The sequence below is a fragment of the Actinoallomurus rhizosphaericola genome, from assembly GCF_024055675.1.
GTDB classification, from domain to species: Bacteria; Actinomycetota; Actinomycetes; order Streptosporangiales; family Streptosporangiaceae; genus Actinoallomurus; species Actinoallomurus soli.
This window is the reverse complement of the sequence record NZ_JAMXMW010000024.1, coordinates 137,182-154,784: the sequence shown is the minus strand read 5'-3', so window position 1 is coordinate 154,784 and position 17,603 is coordinate 137,182. Positions and strand designations below refer to the sequence as shown.

At 71.4% G+C, this 17,603-nt stretch carries 18 protein-coding genes; 3 read left to right on the top strand and 15 right to left on the bottom strand.

Annotated features, from left to right (window positions below):
* Positions 1-22: 22 nt before the first annotated feature.
* The 5 genes from NE234_RS38385 to NE234_RS38365 form a co-directional block, all read right to left on the bottom strand.
* Entirely contained in the window at positions 23-334 is a 312-nt protein-coding gene (locus NE234_RS38385) for a hypothetical protein (RefSeq protein ID WP_252785883.1), read from the bottom strand.
* 71 nt (positions 335-405) lie between these two features.
* A complete protein-coding gene (locus tag NE234_RS38380) occupies positions 406-1,866 on the bottom strand; it encodes a PrsW family glutamic-type intramembrane protease (RefSeq protein WP_252785882.1) in 1,461 nt (486 codons plus the stop codon).
* The gene (locus NE234_RS38375; protein ID WP_252785881.1) at positions 1,863-2,159 is read right to left on the bottom strand and encodes a hypothetical protein; all 297 of its coding nucleotides are present in this window, start codon (positions 2,157-2,159) and stop codon (positions 1,863-1,865) included. The genes NE234_RS38380 and NE234_RS38375 overlap by 4 nt, the downstream gene beginning before the upstream one ends.
* A 161-nt stretch (positions 2,160-2,320) precedes the next feature.
* Positions 2,321-3,370, bottom strand: a complete 1,050-nt coding sequence (locus NE234_RS38370) for a WD40 repeat domain-containing protein (protein ID WP_252785880.1) — start codon at positions 3,368-3,370, stop codon at positions 2,321-2,323.
* A 592-nt stretch (positions 3,371-3,962) separates the two neighbouring features.
* Complete coding sequence (locus tag NE234_RS38365; RefSeq protein ID WP_252785879.1) at positions 3,963-5,429, bottom strand: helix-turn-helix domain-containing protein; 1,467 nt, start codon at positions 5,427-5,429, stop codon at positions 3,963-3,965.
* A 151-nt stretch (positions 5,430-5,580) separates the two neighbouring features.
* Between NE234_RS38365 and NE234_RS38360 the strand changes: the two genes are divergently transcribed.
* From NE234_RS38360 to NE234_RS38350, 3 genes are read left to right on the top strand one after another with little or no spacing between them, the layout of a single operon-like run.
* Positions 5,581-5,871: a type II toxin-antitoxin system Phd/YefM family antitoxin gene (locus tag NE234_RS38360; RefSeq protein WP_252785878.1), complete on the top strand. Its 291-nt coding sequence runs from the start codon at positions 5,581-5,583 to the stop codon at positions 5,869-5,871.
* A 2-nt stretch (positions 5,872-5,873) separates the two neighbouring features.
* A complete protein-coding gene (locus NE234_RS38355) occupies positions 5,874-6,302 on the top strand; it encodes a type II toxin-antitoxin system VapC family toxin (protein ID WP_252785877.1) in 429 nt (142 codons plus the stop codon).
* Between the two features lie 43 nt (positions 6,303-6,345).
* Positions 6,346-7,539, top strand: coding sequence for a YncE family protein (locus NE234_RS38350; RefSeq protein WP_252785876.1), 1,194 nt, complete (start codon positions 6,346-6,348; stop codon positions 7,537-7,539).
* Between the two features lie 6 nt (positions 7,540-7,545).
* Here the strand turns inward: NE234_RS38350 and NE234_RS38345 are convergent, their stop codons facing one another.
* Genes NE234_RS38345 through NE234_RS38300 form a run of 10 tightly spaced genes read right to left on the bottom strand, consistent with a single transcriptional unit; the run spans position 7,546 to position 17,327 of the window.
* Positions 7,546-10,599, bottom strand: a complete 3,054-nt coding sequence (locus NE234_RS38345; RefSeq protein ID WP_252785875.1) for a bacterial transcriptional activator domain-containing protein — start codon at positions 10,597-10,599, stop codon at positions 7,546-7,548.
* A gap of 34 nt (positions 10,600-10,633) precedes the next feature.
* Positions 10,634-11,074: a TadE/TadG family type IV pilus assembly protein gene (locus NE234_RS38340; protein WP_252785874.1), complete on the bottom strand. Its 441-nt coding sequence runs from the start codon at positions 11,072-11,074 to the stop codon at positions 10,634-10,636.
* Positions 11,071-11,565 carry a TadE family protein gene (locus NE234_RS38335; RefSeq protein WP_252785873.1) on the bottom strand — a complete coding sequence of 165 codons (495 nt, stop codon included), beginning with the start codon at positions 11,563-11,565 and terminating at the stop codon, positions 11,071-11,073. The genes NE234_RS38340 and NE234_RS38335 overlap by 4 nt, the downstream gene beginning before the upstream one ends.
* On the bottom strand, positions 11,562-11,999 hold the full coding sequence (locus NE234_RS38330) for a TadE/TadG family type IV pilus assembly protein (RefSeq protein ID WP_252785872.1): 438 nt from the start codon (positions 11,997-11,999) through the stop codon (positions 11,562-11,564). Before NE234_RS38330 ends, NE234_RS38335 begins: the two co-directional genes overlap by 4 nt.
* Position 12,000: 1 nt before the next feature.
* Positions 12,001-12,237, bottom strand: a complete 237-nt coding sequence (locus tag NE234_RS38325; RefSeq protein WP_252785871.1) for a Flp family type IVb pilin — start codon at positions 12,235-12,237, stop codon at positions 12,001-12,003.
* A gap of 38 nt (positions 12,238-12,275) precedes the next feature.
* The gene (locus NE234_RS38320) at positions 12,276-13,193 is read right to left on the bottom strand and encodes a type II secretion system F family protein (RefSeq protein ID WP_252785870.1); all 918 of its coding nucleotides are present in this window, start codon (positions 13,191-13,193) and stop codon (positions 12,276-12,278) included.
* 46 nt (positions 13,194-13,239) lie between these two features.
* The gene (locus tag NE234_RS38315) at positions 13,240-14,205 is read right to left on the bottom strand and encodes a type II secretion system F family protein (protein WP_252785869.1); all 966 of its coding nucleotides are present in this window, start codon (positions 14,203-14,205) and stop codon (positions 13,240-13,242) included.
* Complete coding sequence (locus NE234_RS38310; RefSeq protein ID WP_252785868.1) at positions 14,202-15,503, bottom strand: CpaF family protein; 1,302 nt, start codon at positions 15,501-15,503, stop codon at positions 14,202-14,204. Before NE234_RS38310 ends, NE234_RS38315 begins: the two co-directional genes overlap by 4 nt.
* Positions 15,484-16,479: a hypothetical protein gene (locus tag NE234_RS38305; protein ID WP_252785867.1), complete on the bottom strand. Its 996-nt coding sequence runs from the start codon at positions 16,477-16,479 to the stop codon at positions 15,484-15,486. Before NE234_RS38305 ends, NE234_RS38310 begins: the two co-directional genes overlap by 20 nt.
* Complete coding sequence (locus NE234_RS38300; protein WP_252785866.1) at positions 16,479-17,327, bottom strand: CpaB family protein; 849 nt, start codon at positions 17,325-17,327, stop codon at positions 16,479-16,481. Before NE234_RS38300 ends, NE234_RS38305 begins: the two co-directional genes overlap by 1 nt.
* Positions 17,328-17,603 lie beyond the last annotated feature (276 nt).

Genomic DNA, 17,603 nt, shown 5'->3' with positions numbered 1-17,603 from the left:
CAGGCATGCCGGCCTCGGGGGTTCACGTGTTCGGGTCTGTGTCGCTAGCCTCGCTTGAGACGTGGGCGGCCGGCGAGACCAGGCCAGTTGCATGCAGGTAGTCGGTCAAGGCTTGATCGGGTCTTGCGGTGTCGATGCCTCGCCGGAAGGCGATCAGGCCGGCGGTGGCCAGGGAGCCGATCGTCAGGATGGCGACGACGGCCACGCCGGTGAGAGAGGCTCCGGTGGAGCAGGGCTTGCTGCGGCCCATATCGGGTTTGTTGATGTTGAGCGGCGTGCGGTAGCCGATTCCGATGTCGCAAGCTGAGGCGCGTTGGGGGGTGATCGGTAGCACGATGCAGACGAGTAGGGCTGCTCCTGTGAGGAGGCGGGCCGCACGCCTCGGGAGTGCGTGTGTGTGGCCGGTCATGATGTCGCCGCCGTGCGGTTCTCGGGATTGGTCTTCAGCTGGATCACCTTGGCGCGTAGTCGAGTGCCTTCCCCCTCGCCAGCCGACGGCTCGTCCGCCTGCGCGCGCCAGGCGACCAGGTCCAGTTGGGCGGTCTGTAGCCGATGCAACGTCAGCGCTGTGGCTCGTCCGTATCGGCGCCAGGTGCTCGCCAGGGACCAGAGCCGCAGCGCCGGGCTGGTCAGGAACCGGGCCTCCGCTGGGCTGATCGCCGTACCGTCCGCCGCCTCGGCCTCGATCGCGGCTCTCGCCGCCGAGGCCCGCGCGCGCATGCCGACTCGCAGGAGCAGCACGGCGATGAGAATGAACGGTGCCTGCGGGAGCAGCCACAGCAACGGTGAGATGACCAGGGTGTCGAGCGTTCCGCCGGAGCCGACATGCTCATGGAGCAGACTCGAGAACCAGCCCGACAGGACCTCGGCTGCGACGGAACCGCCGATCGCGGCCGTGAGGGCCGCCGCGTTCACCAGTCGGCGTCGCCGGCGCTCGCGCGTCCGCAGGGCGATTCCCATCCCGGCCCCGGCCAGCGCCCCGAACGTCACCTGCCCTCCGAGTAGGCCGATCGACTGCCGGATCCAGTACTCGAAGCCGCCGGTGGCGCCGTTGACGAAGGTCAGCGATCCGAACAGGCGGATGAACACGATGCTGTCCACGAAGCTGTACCCAAGCCCGACAACCGCACCCAGGGCAAGGCCGGTGACGATGTCGGTCACGCGATGCCGCACCAAGAGCAGCAGCACGAGGACGCCGGCCGCCACGGCCAGGGTGTTCACGATGCTCAGATGCAGAGTCAGAAGGTCGAGCCCCCGGTACTCCGCCTTGAGCGCCGCACCGAGGTCAGCGGAGGAGGCCGTGCTCAGGTATGCGTTGATGGTGCCGTACGCCAGACCGCTGTAGGCGCGTCCTGCGCCGTAGACGATCAACGCGCCCCAGCCAAAGGCGGCCAGTAGCGCTCGCCACCGCATCCCGGTTGCCCCCAGCAGCAACAGGACGAAGAGCGCACTGGGGACGCAGGCGAGTGCCGTCAACGGATACATGGTGATCATGGTGAGGGAGAGCAGGGTGAACGGGCTCACCAGGACGATGAGGGTCACCCACGTGAGGAGGAGTGCTCGCCGGCCGTCCGCCCGCGTTATCGCCGCGAGCCCCTGGACCGCCGCGGCTATCAGGACGCCCGCCAGCGCCGCCCAGAAGACGGTCCGGGGCATGGACAACATCCGGCCCAGCGAGCCCGACAGTCTCGGCAGCTTGTAGAAGATCGACAATGCTGGCTCGTTCGGCAGCACGCGCGGCCTGAACAGGTTGAGCAGCACTTCCAGCAGATAGAGCGCGATCGCCAGCCTGGCGACCAGCAAGGCCCGCGCCCTCGCCTGCGCTTGGTCCTGCACGAACGGCTGACCGGCCGACACATCACTCATGGCCGGCCTCCCGGCCAGGAGGGCACGCTCGTGGGCATGCGCGTCGCCAGATCGGACGGGAAGTTCGTGGGAAGCCGGATCGGCGGCCCGGACGGCCCTGAAGGGAAGAGCGGGACCTTGGACGGGAGCGTCGGGATCTCCGTCGGAAGCACCGGCATTTTAGGACTCTCCGGATCGTTGAGCCCGGCCAAACTGACGACGAGGGACACACCCAGCAGCACCGCGCCGAGCACAGCGCTGATCGCCAGGAGCCGCACTTGCGGACGCACCCCGTCACTGATCGCCTCGACCACGGGTTTCACTCGCACGAGCCCCCAACCGCTTCACGCTACGAATAAACCAAGGAGAGACCGCCGATTTGCGTTTAGTGAAGTACTTAATCAACGTCGCGCGGCCTCATGAGTTCACACACGCCCGTAAGTATTGAATCGGTCGATCTGGATCCTTTGACTCCTTAATCATGCGCTTGCCGCAGACGGTCTACCTTGTACAGCGATATGGTGCCCGAATCGGCGCATAGTGCGAGAGTCTTTCGATCAGGGCTGAACGCCACGCCACCGAGTGCCGTCGTATAGTGCCGGTCGGTGATCCGCTTACCGTTGCCGATGTCCCACAACAGTAGTTCCCCCGCAGTGCTATCGCGGGTACTGGCGGCAAGAATCCTCCCGTCCGAGCCAAGTGCTATGTTCTGAACCTCCATTCCGAAATCCGTGCTCAGCGTCCTCAGTTTTTTCCGGGAGTTGACATCCCATACTTGGATGTCACTGACGGTCTCGATCACAAGGATCCGGCTATCCGGGCTGAAGACGATGGCTCGTGCCCAATCGGTCGGAATCCTGAACGTACTGACCTTCGCATGGGTGTTGACATCCCATAGGTGAACGACGTTGTCTGCGAGGGCGACCGCGGCAACGATCTTTCCATCCGGGCTGAAGGTGACCGTGTCGAACTGCGTGGAATCGACCGTGGAGGAAGGAAGCAGACGGGCAACCAACTTCCGTGTGATCACGTCCCACATCAAAATCTCGCCACCTACATCGTCGACTTCACTCGCCGCGACGTACCTTCCATCGGGACTGAGTGCCACGGCATTGAAGCCGAGGCTTGGATACTCATCACGCAGGCGAACGACCTCACCCCCCGTAACGGGGTCTAGCAATTGAACATTGTTTCCGGCGGAAGGGATAGCCGCCTTTGTGAATGATGTGGGCGACGCGCTCACGATCGCGAGCGTCCTCCAAGCACGGTCGAAGGCGACAGGGGATGAGCCCAAAGCTCCACTCACGCCGCCGGTGATAGGGCTGGAGATACCAGACCGGCTACCGTTCACGGTGTCGAAGAACTCCACTCGGGAGCCACTGAAGGAATCCCAAACGGCGAGTCTTCTCCCATCCGGACTGAACTCCATGTCGGCGGTGATGGAGCACAGGCCAGCGTGAATGGTCACCACGTCCCGGGAATCGGCCGACCGCGAATGCAGATCAAAGAACGCTGCAGCCTCCATTACTCCGATCACTGCGACGAGCAGCCACCTATATCGCAGGTAAGCCGATCGAAGAGGTCTACGTCGCTTCGCATTTACTGAAGTCATGACCTTGTCAATGCCACATGCTCGCCGAGTTGAAAAGAACCGGCAGAACAACGCCAGATCCCGCGCGTGCGCCTTCGCCCGGCGACATTGACCGGACACCCCACCCGTCCGCCTCCCGAAGGAACCGGTTGCTCCGTGGTCAGTGCCTCGATAACCGGCCCTGCGGCCGCGGCGAAGAAACCCGTTGGATCCGACGCTTCTCCGACGGGGGCCGTCGGCGGCTCGACCGCGCCTGGGGCCGTACGTGGTGCGCCCCCGCTCCACCATGTGGCCCGGGTCGGGTCGGAGCCGTCGACGTGCATCTTCTCCCTCCTCTGTCCCGTGAACGATGCTCACCGGGCCGGCCGCGCCGGCCGGACAGGCGATGTCGTTCCTGGCGGTGGGGCGGCGCGACGCCGAGGTGCCGCCCCGCCGTCGAAGGTAGGGAAGGCGCGACGGGGAGACCAGTTTCACTCTGCACAGTGGAGCCGCCGCCCGGTGAGGGAACGCTGCGTGAGTTCCTGACTCAGGTGTGCAGGACCTTCAGGGCCAACCACAGGTCGTAGCGCGCTGACGGGCCGTTGAGCAGCGAACGTCCCAGGATCGACTCCGTCCGGAGCAACCGTTTGCGCACGCCGGAGAGGGAGATTCCCAGCGTGGAGGCGGTGGTATCCAGGCGAGCGTCGCTGGCGAGCCACACGCGGAGCGTCGTCATGAACGGTTCCGTGCCTGCACGGAGCAGAGGCGCCACTTGCAGGTCCGCCCAACGGCGCACCTCCGGATCGTCGAGCAGCTCCTCCAGGGTGGCCGGGCCGCCGGCACCGGCGGGGCCGCCGAGGATGCGCAGCGCGAGACGGAGCGTCGCCTGGGTGTCCAGGCTGTCCAGTGGCCGACGCAGCAGCCCTTCGATGTACCGCAGCCGCGCGGCCAGCGTGTTGCGGTGGATCTTCAACTGCCGCGCAGCCCCTCCGTAGAAGTCCAGCCAGGCCCCGAGGGTGGTGGTCAGGGCGGCGGCGTCGGGATCCTGGGCACGCTGGGGCCGGTGGCCCGTGAGCGGCTCCAGCGTCGCCGCCGCCCAGGCGTATCCGCGGGGGCGCACGAGCGCCGCCAGCTCACCGCGCCGGCTGAACCGCGCGAACCTTTCGTTGCCGTTCCGGGCCACCGCCAGCGCGTGGAAGGCCTGCTCGTACCCCGTCAGGAAGTCCCGGAGTGCGACGGCGTCACTACCGCCGACTTTGACGCCGCCCGCTCCGTCGACGAACTCGCCCAATGCGTCTCCGAGGTCGTCCGGCTCGGCCGATGCGGGGGCCAGGACGATGACATGCCGGCTGTAGACCCGACACCGTACGATCCAGGCCCGGCCGCCCGATGCCTGCTCGCAGTGGTCGGCGGTGCGGGTTCGGGCGGCGGGTGGACCCTCCACGACGAAGACCCGGAGCCGGTCGGCGAGAGCGGGGCCGAGAGTCGCGGCGATCCGGCGGGCGGCATCGAACTGGCCGGCCATGAGGAGGTCGAGGACCGCCTCCCTGGCCTGCCGCTCCGCCCTGTCCACGCGCCGGTACCGAAGGTCCAGAGCATCCGCGCGCCGGCGTAGACCCACCAGCTGGGCCGCATCGCCGATCAGCACTCGTACGTCCGCGGTGAAGCGCTCCCGCCGGATGACGACCAGCGTCGAGTCGTCACCGTCCACGCCGACTCGCTGGAGGTGGACGACGCCGCCGCCGACATCGGCGACGGCGGCCCGTACCTCGCCGGTGACGACCCTGTCGACCTCTCCCGCCGCGCGCCGCAGGATGTCCCCGGGAACTTCGGGGAAGGCATGCAGCGGCGTGCCGTACCGGTCGAGCAGCACGACCGTCCCCTCAACGCGCCTCGCCAGCCACCGTAAGAGGCGCTCGAGGCCGTCGGCCGAGGCCGCCTCCCGGTGCATCCTCCGGAGGTCCTCGGCGGCGTTCACCAGAACGTACCCATGCTCATCTCGGATGGCTGTCATCGTCCGCGCCCCCAGCCGCAACGGATAGCCCGACGCACGACCAGCAGCATGCGGCATCGTGTGCCGCCGGGACAAGTGGTCCTTAAACGCATAGTGAACACGGAGGCACGGAGACGGTCGGTCTAGACTGTCTGGACAGAGGAGGCATCGCGTGACAGCAAACGATCGCGGACCAGCGCGGCACTGGCAGGTCCAAGAGGCCAAGCAACGCTTCAGTGAGGTCCTGCGTCGGGCCCACGACGACGGCCCCCAGATCATCACGAGGCACGGAGAAGAGGTGGCGGTCATCATCGACATGAGCGAATACCGCCACACGCAGGCGAAGAAGATGAGCTTCCATGACTACCTGCGGTCCGGGCCTCCGTTCCCGGACGACTTCGACGACCTCATCAAGCGCGACGAGGACTACGGACGAGACGTGTCGTTCCTCTTCGAGGAGTGAGAGTGGCCTACCTCCTGGACACGAACGTCGTCTCCGAACTCGGGAAGCAGCGCGGATGTGACCCGAACGTATGTGTCTGGTACGACTCGATCGAAGGCTCCACCGAGTACCTCAGCTCACTCGTCATCGGTGAACTCACGCGCGGCATTCATCAGCTCAGTAAGCGCGATCTTCCGCAAGCGACCAGGCTGGCCGCCTGGCTGACCGGGATCAAGGAGCATTACGCCTCGCGGATCATCCCGGTCGACACCGCCGCAGCGATCATTTGGGGACGGTGGCAGGCGGCGTCCCCGATTCCCGTCGTCGACGGGCTGATGGCGGCGACGGCCTACCTCAACGACTGGACGTTCGTCACCCGGAACGTCAAGGACGTCGAACGGACCGGGGTGCGCACGCTCGACCCGTTCGAGCCGATGGCAACCTCTTCGTAATTATCCGCTCACGATCCGCCCTCGGGGGCTAGGTTCGGCGCCTATGAAGGGGTGCAGAGCGGTGCCGCGCGTCGTGGTCGCGGCGACATGGGCCGTCGGGTGCGCGGTGCTCTGCGGGTGTCAGTCGGTGCCGTTCCGCGGCCGGCCGGGGCCCGACTCGCCGGTCCTGGCGCTCGGCGGGCCGGCGCCGTACGTCCGGCCGACCGTCACGCCGCCGCCCTCGCCGCTCAGCCGCCCCGCCCCCTCGCCCGACCGGCGGCCCGGCGTCTACGCCGCGACGCGGGCCGGGATGCTCGGGCCCGCCGCGCGGCGCCTGCCGCCACGGGTGTACGTCCCGGTCAGCGGCGGGACCGCGGTCGAGGTCGTCGACGCCCGTACGTACCGCCCGATCCGCCGCATCCCGGTCGGCCGCGTGCCACGGCAGGTCATCCCATCGTGGGATCTGCGGACCCTGTGGGTCGCCGAGGCGGCCGGCCTCGTGCCGATCGACGCGCGCACCGGCGCGCTCGGCCGTACGGTGCCGGTCCCCGATCCCGTCGACCTGTACTTCACCCTCGACGGCCGGTCCTCCCTGGTCCTGGGCGCACGGCCGGGCCGCCTGCAGATCCGCGACCCGCGGACCCTGCGGCTCCGGTCCACCGTCCGCCTGCCCTGCCCCGACCCGGCCGCGGCGGACCTGTCGGCCGACGGATCGACGATGGCCGTGGCGTGTGCCGGCGGGCGGCTCGTCCGCGTCGACCTCGAACGGCGGTCCGCCACGGCGACGGGCCGGCTCGCCTCGGACGCGCGGCTCCAGGACGTCCGCCTGTCCCCGGACGGCACGGCCTTCTTCGTCGCCGACGCGGGGCGCGGCGGCGTGTGGGTGGTCGACGCCGCGGGCCTGCGGCCGGCGGAGTTCATCCCCACCGGGCGCGGCGCACACGGGCTGTACCCCAGCCGCGACGCCGCCACCCTCTACGTCACCGACGGCGCCGCGCGTACGGTCTCGCTGATCTCCGTCGCCGACCACCGCCTCGTGAACCGGTGGCGGCTCCCCGTGGCGCCCGACATGGGCGGGGTGTCGGCGGACGGCCGGGTGCTGTGGCTGTCCGCCCGGCAGGCCGACACGGTCGTCGCCGTCTCGACGCGCACCGGGCGGATCATCCGGCGGCTGCCCGCCGGACCCGCCCCGCACGGTCTGTGCGTCTTCCCGCAGCCCGGCCGGTTCTCCCTGGGCCACACCGGCAACTACCGGTAGGGATCCTCAGCCCGCGCCCTCGGCGACGCGGTACTGGGGTACGAGCTCCTCGACCAGCGCCTCCGTCTCCGGCTGCAGCTGCGCGGCGAACGGGTCGGCGCCGACGCGCTCGCTCAGCTCGTCGACGACCTCGTAGACCGCGGACCGGTCGCCCGTCGCGTGGGTGGCGCGCAGCAGGTCCCGCCACAGGCCCTCGTCGTCCGCCGCCAGCCGAAGGCCGGCGCGGGCCGCCGTCACCGCTCCCCGGGAGTCGCCGTCGTCCAGGCGCATCAGCACGAGCCGGTGCGCGACGTCCGCGACACGCGCGGTCGCCTCGTACTCCAGGTCCTCGGCGGCCAGCCAGGAGTACCGGCCGCGCGGACGGCCCTCCAGCAGCGGGCCCCGTACGAGGTCCAGGGCGTAGGTGAGGTACGCCGTCTCGGAGGCCGGCTCGGCGGCGGACCGCCAGACGAGCCAGCGGAACATCTCCCAGTCGACCCGGACCTCCGACCCCAGCCGGATCCGGCCGCGCTCGTCGTAGTACAGGTTGGGGCGGCCACGGGAGTCGCGGCCGAGCCAGTCGGCGACCCGGGCGACGGTCGCGTCGCGCACCGGCGCCGAGACCCCGCGCGGCCACACCGCGCCGCTCAGGACGGTCGGGTGCACGCCCTCGGGGTGGGTGGCCAGGTGGACGAGCACCTCGGTGCACAGCGCCCGGCGGCTCTCCTCGACGACGCCCGGCGCGTCCACCTCGACGGGGCCGAGGATCCGGATGTCGACGGCGGGCCGTACCTCGCCCATCGCGGGCGCCGGCACCGGCTCCTCGTCGAGACCGCCGTACGGGACGCCGTCCGCCCGCCCGGCCGTACGGAACAGCTCGAGGACGGCGCGGTAGTGCCGCTCGGGCACGAGCTGGGCCTCGACGTCGAAGCCGAGGACCCCGGCGCGGAGCCGGCCGTCGGGCGTGACGTCCCAGGTCCAGGTGGCGCCGGGCGTCTCCCCCGCGACGATGTACCCGGCCGCCATCCGCTGACCGGTACGGGCCAGGGCGACGAGGCGTTCGGCCTCGTCGGGCGTCGGCGGGTCGGCCATGATCAGGTAGTGCGGCATCCACGCCTCACCGAACACGCCGCGGCAGCGGCCGGTGAGGACCGAGTCGACGCCCGAGGCGGCGAGGGCCTGCCGCACCTCCTCAGTACGGCTCTCCAGCTCCGGCAGCGCCTCGCCGAGCGTGGCGACGGCCCGGATGCGGTCCGGCGCGATCAGCGAGAGCTCCTCGCCAAAGCCGACGAGCGTGATCCGCATATGGTCGGACCAGCGGTTCGTCGCCAGCTCGACCGCGACGGCCGCAAGGACGGCGCGGCGGGCCTCGTCCGGGCCCTGCAGGGAGATCAGCCCGTGCGCGGTCTCCAGGTCGATGAGGATCCGGCCGGTGTCGTTCGTGCCGATCGAGACGAGCCCCGGGTACGGCGCCAGGACGTCGGCGAGGTCCGCGGTGGCCACCCCGTCGAGGGCGCCGGCGTTCAGCCGCCAGACCTGCCCGTTGTCGTACTCCTCCCAGGGCGCCGGCGGATTGCGGTCGGCGGGCGCGATCCACAGGTCGAGACTGTCGGCCCCGAGGTGCACGCCGTACACGGTGGGCAGCGTGCGCCCCTCGGCGGCGAGGGCCTTGGACATCTGCCGGAGACCGAGGTCGAGCAGGCGGGTCGCGTCGGTGTCCGCGCCGATGCGCAGCGCCTGCTCGGCGAGCGCGGCCTCCCCGTCCGGCCGGGCGATCCTGGTGCCGAACGCCCGCCGCCACAGCTGCTCCCGCCGTCGTCGCCCGAGGACGGCGAGTACTCCGGCGGCGAGCAGTGACGCCACCGCCAGCTCCTCGGGCCAGCCGAAGTCCGGCAGGTGAGCGGGCTGCCGCTCGGCGGGCCGATGCTGTTCGGCGGGCGGCCGATGCCGCTCGGACGGCTGCCCGGAATGCTCCGGCCGGGCCGGCGCGGAATGCTCGGCGCGCGGCGACGCGTGAGCGGGCGGTGCCGCGTGAGCGGGTGGCCGTGCCGACGGGGCCGTACCCGGTGAGGTCGCGTGCGGCGGCTGCGCGGCCGGCGGGCGACTCGCCTCGGCACCGCCCTGATGGGCCGTCCCCTGGTCGTTCCCCCGGCCCGCCTCGTGACCGGTCCGGTGGTCCCGCGCCTCCTGCTCGGCGGCGCGCCGGGCCGCGTCGACGGCCTGCTTCTCGGTGGTGACGCCGCCGCGGTGGTGGACGCCGCCGGGCACCTGGGAGTGCGGCACGCCGTGCTCGTGCTGCCCGTCGTGCGGACCTCGCTGGACCACCTCGACGTGCGTCGCGTCGGCCGGCATGTCGAGCACCCAGCCGGGCCGGATCAGGCTCGCCATCGTCAGCCGGGTGCCGTCCGGCTGCACCTTGCCCTTGTTCAGCGCGTAGATCTCCCGGTAACGGCGGCCGTCGCCGAGACACTTCTCCGCGATCTCCCACAGGCTCTCGTGGTGGCGTCCCTCCGGCGGGCGGACCCGGTAGATCTTGCGTACGGCGTTCTGCTCCATGGGCGTCGGCGCGGTGTCCGGTTCCGGAGCCTGCCGGGCCACGGCCTCGGGGTGTTCGGCCGGCCGCGGCTGCTGCCGCGGCGGGTCCTTGACCTGGACGTGCGTCGCGCGCGGCGCGGTCAGGGCGGGCACCACCACCGTCGTGGCGGTGAACAGCAGCAGGGCCGCGACGACGAGCCGGTGCGCCACGGCCTGGGGACCACCGGCGAACGGCACCCGGGCGGGCACGCCGACCCCGCGGATCCCCGCGTACACCTCCACGAGCACGCAGGCCGCCAGCTGCAGCCAGGCCAGCCACACGACGATGACGAGGATCCGCATCAGCGCGGAGGTGTCCAGCCGCTGCGTCAGCGTCTCCATCGACGGGGGCCTGCTCGGGATCGGCGAGCCGAAGAAGGTGACCAGCGCGAACGGCACGCCGACCAGCAGCGCGGCGATGGCGGCGAGCGCGAGCACCCCGACGGCCACGTCACCGGGCCCGCGCCCGCGGTCGATCCGCACAGGCGGCCGCCGAATCGTGCTCATGCGCCCTCCTTCGTCGGAGAGGTGACCAGCCTCATCAGATCCCCTCCTGAGGGTGGGCGGTGGCCGCCGACGTCATGGTGAAGTCGTTGAAGCCGGGGATGATGCCGAGCAGCTGCAGCCGGACCTTGATCTGTACGACGACGCGCGCGGTACGGCCGCCCTCGATCTGGCATCGGGCCCGCCCCGTCACCTCCGGGTAGGTGGCGACGAGGCGTTCGGCGCGGGCACAGGCCGCGCGCGGATCGGTGATCCGCGCCTGCCCGGTCCGCCGCAGGACGTCCTGGTCGATCTCGTCGGCCGCGGCGCGGGCGCCCTGCTCGGCGATGTCCGCCGCCCGCTGGCGCGCGTGGATCGCCAGGCCCCCGTCGACGACGAGCCCGGCCAGCACGATCACGAACAGGGCGAAGATCGTGGTGAACATCGCGACCGTCCCGCGGTCGCGGTCGTCGGCCACCGCCCGGTGCCACCGCGTCAATCGATCCTCCGCAGCGTGTCGAGGGGAGCGGTCGCCGTGCCGACCATCGTCCTGGACGCGGCCAGCCCGATGAGCGACAGGCCGCCGAGGTCGATGTCGCACCGCACCGTGACGGTGACCTGGCCGCCCGGACGCCAGTCGCGGAAGTCCGGCTCCGTACGCGGTCCGCCCCGGCACCGTTTGGAACCGCTGAGGGTCGCCTGAGCCGCCTGCTCGGCGTCGGAGCGGGCGCTCACCCGATCGCGCGCCACCGAGGCGGCCCGGGCCGCGTCACGCGCGGCGCCGTCCACCTGGCCGTGCGCCTCCACGATCCGGCCGAGCCCGACCATCAGCATCATGAACGCCACGAGCAACGGGGTGAGGATCGCCATCTCCAAGGCCATCGTGCCCCGGTCCGGGACCGCCACCGGCGACCCCGCGTCCTCCGCCGGCGTGTGCTCCGTCGCCGGTCCCGGCGCGTTCCTCGGAGGCTTGGCCGCCGCAGGTCTCATGGCCGGGCCTCGCAGGTCGTGCCAGCGCCGACGTCGGGCCGGTAGCACTCGATCGGCCCGCCGGATCGCTGGCTGACGTGGAAGGTCATGAAGGGCACGACCCGCACCGCGGTGCCGGTCACCGTCACCCACCGCGAGTTCTGGTCGCCGCCGGCCTGCGGTGTCACGCCGGTCAGCAGCGCCGGGCCGATCTGCTGGACGTACTCGCGCGCCTTCGTCTCCGCCTCTCCCTTCCAGTCGGCGGCTCCGCTCTCGCGCGCGACGCGGGCGCCGGATTGCGCGGCCGCGAGCGCGACGTGCCGGGCGTGGTAGACCATCGCGAACTGGACCACCAGCAGAATGACGAGCAGGAGGATCGGCGTCAGCAACGCGAGTTCGAGGGTGTTCGCGCCGTCGTCCGCCGTGGCGCCCTCCCGTACGGTGCGGCAGCGCACCTCAGCCCCCGGGACCGTTGTCGACGTTGATCTTGTTGGCGGCGGACTTGACCCGGCGGAAGATCACCCAGCCGACGGTGATCGCGATGAGCGCGAGGATGCCGGTGATGATCGCCCACTCGATCGCGGACGCACCGCGTGACCGCTCGGAGTCCTCGCGAAGCCGCTCGATGCGCGCCTCGACGTGGGACCGCACATAGACGACGACCGGGTCGTTCATCGGATTCAACCACTGCATGGAACACCTCGGGTGATTCGGAGGACGGTTCTTCGTCGTCATGTGGCGATGACCCGCATCACCGCCGGATAGGCGAGGAAGATCAAGAAACCGGCGCACAGCAGCAGCTGGGCGACGAGCATGGACTGGGACTGCTCACCTGCCTTCCCCTCGATGTCCGCGAGCTCGCGGCTGCGCATGCTGGCCGCGCGGGCGGACAGCGACTGCCGCACCTTCGCCCCGTCGTCGGCGACCAGGGCGAGCGCCGCGGACAGGTCGCGGAGCTCGTCGACGCTGATCTCCTCGCCGAGCCGCCCGAGCGCCTGCCACGGCGTGATGCCGGTGATGCGCGCGTTGGACAGGGCGTCGCGGATGCGGCGCATGGCCCAGCCGTCACCGACGTTCGCGGCGGTCATGAGGGCCTCGGGCACGCCGCGCCCGCCCGCGAGGTTCATCGCGACGAGGTCGAGGAACGCGCTGACGGCGTGCCGGAAGTCGCGCCGCCGCGCCGCCGCCTCCTGGCGCAGCTGCAGGTCCGGCAGCAGGAAGAAGATGAGCGCGAAGAACAGGCCGACCCAGACCGGGACGGAGACCGCGACGCCGAGCCCCAGAATGGCGAAGTAGCCGGCGAGGATGGGGATGAACACGATGGCCGCCGCCGACAGCAGGAACTTCGTCGCGAGGAACCCCTCGAACGACCGGTCCAGCAGGGCCAGGTCCGCGCGGGCCGAGCGCTGCTGCCATCCCCGCGCCTCGTAGAAGGCGGCCAAGGAGCGGCCGACCCGGGCGCGCAGCCCGGGGAACCGGCCCGAGTCGCCGGAGGGCCGGCGGCGTTCCGGCCCGGTCTCGCCGCGCCGGCGGGCCGCGTCGAAGGCCGCGAGGCGCGCCGCCAGTCCCGGCCGGGGCGGGAACAGCGCCCGGAACAGGAGGTACCCGCCCAGACCGAAGAGCGCCCCGGCCAGTAGTGCGGTCGTCATCGCGCTCCTCCCCGCCCGAGGAGGCCCCCGGCCCGCGGTGCGGTCGTCATCGGGTGCCTCCCTTGACCGTGGGGTTGGGGCCGGTGCCCGTACGGCCCTGCCAGCGCGCGACCGTCTCCGGGACCTCGGAGGGCACACCGGGGCGGTCGGTGTCGGCGCCGCCGAGGAAGCGCTGCGGCATCTCGTACTTGGCGAGGCGGCGCAGCCAGATGAACCCGAGGGCGAACAGCCCGACGACCACGCCGAGGACGAGCTGGCCGGTGACCGTGTCGTACATCTTCACGTAGGACCGGTTGAAGACGGCGAGCACCATGGCCGTGCCGACCGAGACGCCGACGACGATCTGGACGCTGCGGCGCGTGGTGCGGCGGTTCGCCTCGACGCGGCGCCGCATGTCGAGCTCGGCGCGGGCGGAGGTGGACAGCGCGCCGAGCATGTCGCGCAGGCCGGGGCCGCGCAGCCGCGCGTTCAGGATGAGCGCCGCGACGACGAGGTCGGCGGACGGGTCGTTCAGGTCGTCGCCGAACCTGCGGAGCGCGTCGGCGAGCGGCACGCGGGTGTGCAGGCGGTCGACCAGGGTCCGTACGTGCGGTTCGAGCACCGGGGCGACGGCGCGCAGCGAGGAGGGGATGGCCTGTTCGAGGCCGACCGCGCCGGCGATCGTGTCGCGCAGCGACTCGGTCCACGCGGCGAGGGCCTCCAGCCGGGCCATCGCGCGGCGCTCCTCGGCCGCGCCGCCGCCGACGGTGTTCCAGGCGAGGACGAGCAGGCCGCTGCCGAGCGCGGCGACCGGCCACCGCGTGACGATCAGCACGGCGACGCCGACGATGACGGCCAGCGCCGTGCGCGTGCTCAGCGTGCGGATGATCTCCTCTCGGCTGCGCCCGGACGGCCTGCCCGGCCGGGGACGTACGCCGCGGATCGCGAGGACGAGCAGGAACACGCCACCGCCGACCATCGCGCCCGCGAGGATGGCGGGCAGCGCGGTGACGTCGGTGAGGCCGGCGCTCACCAGGAGACCCCGTGGGCCGGGTCGTAGCCGAAGGGCACGAGCTCCTGGACGCAGGCGATCGGCGCGGCGGGCACGGCGGAGCCGTCCGGACCGGGCTCGAAGATCTCGCTGGAGAGCACCCGGCCGTCGCAGCCGGTCACCTCGCGGATGCTGGAGACGAAGCGCCGCAGCCGCCCGCCCTGGGCGTAGTCGTTGCGCTTCTCGATGAAGATGACGAAGTCGATCGCACCTGCGATGAGCATGTGCGTCGCCTCGATCGGCAGGCGTTCGTCGGACTGCAGGGCGTACGTCGCGATGCGGTTGAACACCTCCCAGGAGGAGTTCGCGTGGATCGTGGACAGGGAGCCGTCGTTGCCCTGCGTCATCGCGTTGAGCATCGTGACGATCTCGTCGCCGAGGACCTCGCCGACGATGACGCGGGAGGGGTTCATGCGCAGGGACCGGCGGACGAGCTCGGCCATCGTGATCGTGCCCTGGCCCTCGGAGTTCGGCAGCCGCTCCTCCAGCGCGACGACGTTCGGATGCAGCTCGGGGAACTGGTCGAGCCCGAGTTCGAGGGCGCGCTCGACGGTGATGAGGCGCTCGGCGGCGGGGATCTCGTTGGCGATGGCCCGCAGCAGGGTCGTCTTCCCGGCGTTGGTCGCCCCGGCGATCATGATGTTCTTGCGCGCGGCGACGGCGGCCCGCAGGAACAGGCCGACCTCGGTGCTGAGGGTGCCGTTGCCGACGAGGTCGGACAGGAACACCTTGCCCAGCCGGGCCCGCCGGATCGACAGCGCGGGCCGTACGGTGACGTCCATGACGGCGGACAGCCGGGACCCGTCGGGCAGCCGCAGGTCGAGCTGCGGGTTGGCGGAGTCGAACGGCCGGCTCGACAGCCCGCTGTAGGCCGCCAGGATCTGGATGAGCTCGACGAGCTCCTCGTCGGACTCGGCGACCGGCTCGCCCATGACCTCCCGGCCGTCGGCGTACCCGATGAACACCCGGTCGCAGCCGTTGACGTCGATGTTCTCGATCTCGGGGTCCTCGAGCAGGGGCTGGAGCCGTCCGACGCCGAACAGGGCGGCGTGCACGCCGGCCGCGAGCTGCTCTTCCTCTTCGGCGTTCGGCGGGCGCCGGCCCGCCGCGATCTCCGCGCGGGCGTACTCCTCGAGGACCTGTCCGATCAGGGCGCGGGCGAACTGCCGCTCGTCCTCCGAGCTCATCGGCGCGATGCCGTTCGCGGCGTCGAGCCGGCGCTGGTCGGCGAGCCGCCCGCCGACCTCCTGCCGGAGTCGCTTAACGAGACTGTGATCCACTAGCCGCTCCCTGCGCCTCGCGGCCCTCCGGGCCGCCCGCGGCCCGCGCGGCGAGATCGCCCGCGATCTGCCGGGCCGAACGAATCAGCAGTGATCTGTCAAGCCTCCCGCCCCAACGTCCCCTCAGCATTTCAGCACCCTTGGGATCCAGCGCGAAACCCCCCAGAACACTCGCGGGCAATTCGGCATTGGAAATGATGCGGCCGACCTCGGTGATGGAGGTGCGGTATTCGCGAGGATCGGCCACCACGACGACACCGATCGGCGGGGCGGCGTGACCGCCGAGTTCGGTGGCGAGCGAGTTAATGCGTTCGCGCAGGTGAGCGACGTGTTCGAGGGTCGCGCGGGTGAACAGGACGATGGTGGACGCCTCGCGCAGCAGGTCGGTCACGGCCGATCCGGCGCCCAGCCGACCGCAGTCCGCGACCACGTCGACGGGCGTCTGGATCGCGGGAGTGCCCGCTCCGTTGACGGGCGGACCGCCCTGAATCGGGAACCCTCCGCTCGGCGTCGTGCCGTTCCCCGTGTGGCCGGCGCCGGGCACGGGGTACCCGCCGTTCGGCGTCATGCCGTTCGTCACGCCGTTCGCCGCGTGCGCGGCGCCGTCGGCGTACGGGGCCGGGACGCCGAGGCTCGCGAAGGCGCGGCCGAGCGGGCCCCACAGCCAGGTGAGCCCCTGGGCCTGTTCGGCATTGGCGAGGCCGACGAGGACGTCCAGGCCGCCGACGAGCCGCTGGGTGTGCTCCCAGACCTGGTCCGCGCGCAGTCCGCGCCGCGCGGTGGCGGCGAGGCTGAGCATGCCGCGCGCGGGGTTGAGCATGCCGCCGTCCTCGGCGGGCAGCCGGTAGACCAGGTCGCCGCCCGCCTGGTCGCACTCGGCCAGCAGCACCGGGCGCGGCCACACCGCCGCGATGGCGACGGCGGCGGTGGTGACGCCCGGAGCTCCCTTGTCGGCCGCGAGGACGATGAGCCCCATCAGGGCCTGCCCGTCGGGCCGCCGGACGCCCCTGAGGCCGGCCGGCGGGTCGTACGGTCGGGGGCCGGCTGCCGGGCCGTCTCCGACTGCTGCGGCGTCGGGGGGACGGCGCTCGGGACGGTGACGGCGTGCGCCCGTTTGCCGGACGCCTGCTCGCCGGGCGCGAGGACGGCCACCGCGACCGCGCCCGCCGACGCGGCCTGGGTGACGAGCGGGGCCTCGTCCGTGGGCACGGTCACCGACACCTGGACCTGGTCGCTCTGGATGTCGTTCTGACCGGGCCCGGCGACGTCGTACACCATCGCGACCGGAGCGAGTACCGCCCCGGCCTGGATGCCGGTCTGCCCCTCCACCGCCACGGCGTACACCGCGACGCGGTCGCCCGGGCGCAGGCCGCCCGCCGGAAGCTGACCGGGCTTGAGCGCGAGCCCGACGACGACGGTGCCCTTGGCCGCCGAGGCGGCCGTGCTGATCATCCCGTTGGTCAGGAGCGATCCGCTGACGAGGGTGACGGTCGCGTACGTCTGCGTGACCTTCGCGCGGTCCCGCCACGGAATGTAGTCCAGGCCGCCGGCCGCCGAGACCTGGACCTCCTCCAGCGCGGAGGCCGGGATCCGCTGCCCCGCGGCGACCGGCTTGGCCACCCGGATGACCGGGACCCGCTGCCCGCTGACCATCACCAGATAGGCGCTGACCAGCGCACCTCCGACGATGAGCAGAACGGCCAGCGCCGCCATCGCCGGCTTGCGCTCCCGGGGCGGCACGGGAATCCGGTGGCCGGCCGCCACCGCGAGCGACGGCCGCCCTGGGGTGTCGGCGACGCTCTTGCGATCACTGCTCGTCGTCACTGGATACTCCGCCAATTCGGGGGATTGCGGACTGTCGGCGTTGACGGGACGCGGCGAACCATCGTTCCGTCCTTACCGCTCCGCGTCAATGCGGCATCGACAGATTGTTTCGTCCCGGATGTCGCCGGCCAGTTAAGTGATCAAGACTGCACTCGGGCGGAGCCGCTGGAGAGACCCCGGAACCCTCTCTATCCTGGTCCGGCAGACGGCGAATCCGGAGGGGTAATGCGAATCTCGCTCACGGTGATGACCGATCACGGTCCCCGTGACGTCGTG

Excerpts from the sequence above, each read along its gene's own strand:
- NE234_RS38305 (WP_252785867.1), bottom strand. The coding sequence starts at position 16,479 with ATGGGGCTCATCGTCCTCGCGGCCGACAAGGGAGCTCCGGGCGTCACC.
- NE234_RS38345 (WP_252785875.1), bottom strand. The coding sequence starts at position 10,599 with ATGAGCACGATTCGGCGGCCGCCTGTGCGGATCGACCGCGGGCGCGGG.
- NE234_RS38335 (WP_252785873.1), bottom strand. The coding sequence starts at position 11,565 with ATGAGACCTGCGGCGGCCAAGCCTCCGAGGAACGCGCCGGGACCGGCG.
- NE234_RS38365 (WP_252785879.1), bottom strand. The coding sequence starts at position 5,429 with ATGACAGCCATCCGAGATGAGCATGGGTACGTTCTGGTGAACGCCGCC.
- NE234_RS38325 (WP_252785871.1), bottom strand. The coding sequence starts at position 12,237 with ATGCAGTGGTTGAATCCGATGAACGACCCGGTCGTCGTCTATGTGCGG.
- NE234_RS38380 (WP_252785882.1), bottom strand. The coding sequence starts at position 1,866 with ATGAGTGATGTGTCGGCCGGTCAGCCGTTCGTGCAGGACCAAGCGCAG.
- NE234_RS38350 (WP_252785876.1), top strand. The coding sequence starts at position 6,346 with ATGAAGGGGTGCAGAGCGGTGCCGCGCGTCGTGGTCGCGGCGACATGG.
- NE234_RS38320 (WP_252785870.1), bottom strand. The coding sequence starts at position 13,193 with ATGACGACCGCACTACTGGCCGGGGCGCTCTTCGGTCTGGGCGGGTAC.
- NE234_RS38370 (WP_252785880.1), bottom strand. The coding sequence starts at position 3,370 with ATGGAGGCTGCAGCGTTCTTTGATCTGCATTCGCGGTCGGCCGATTCC.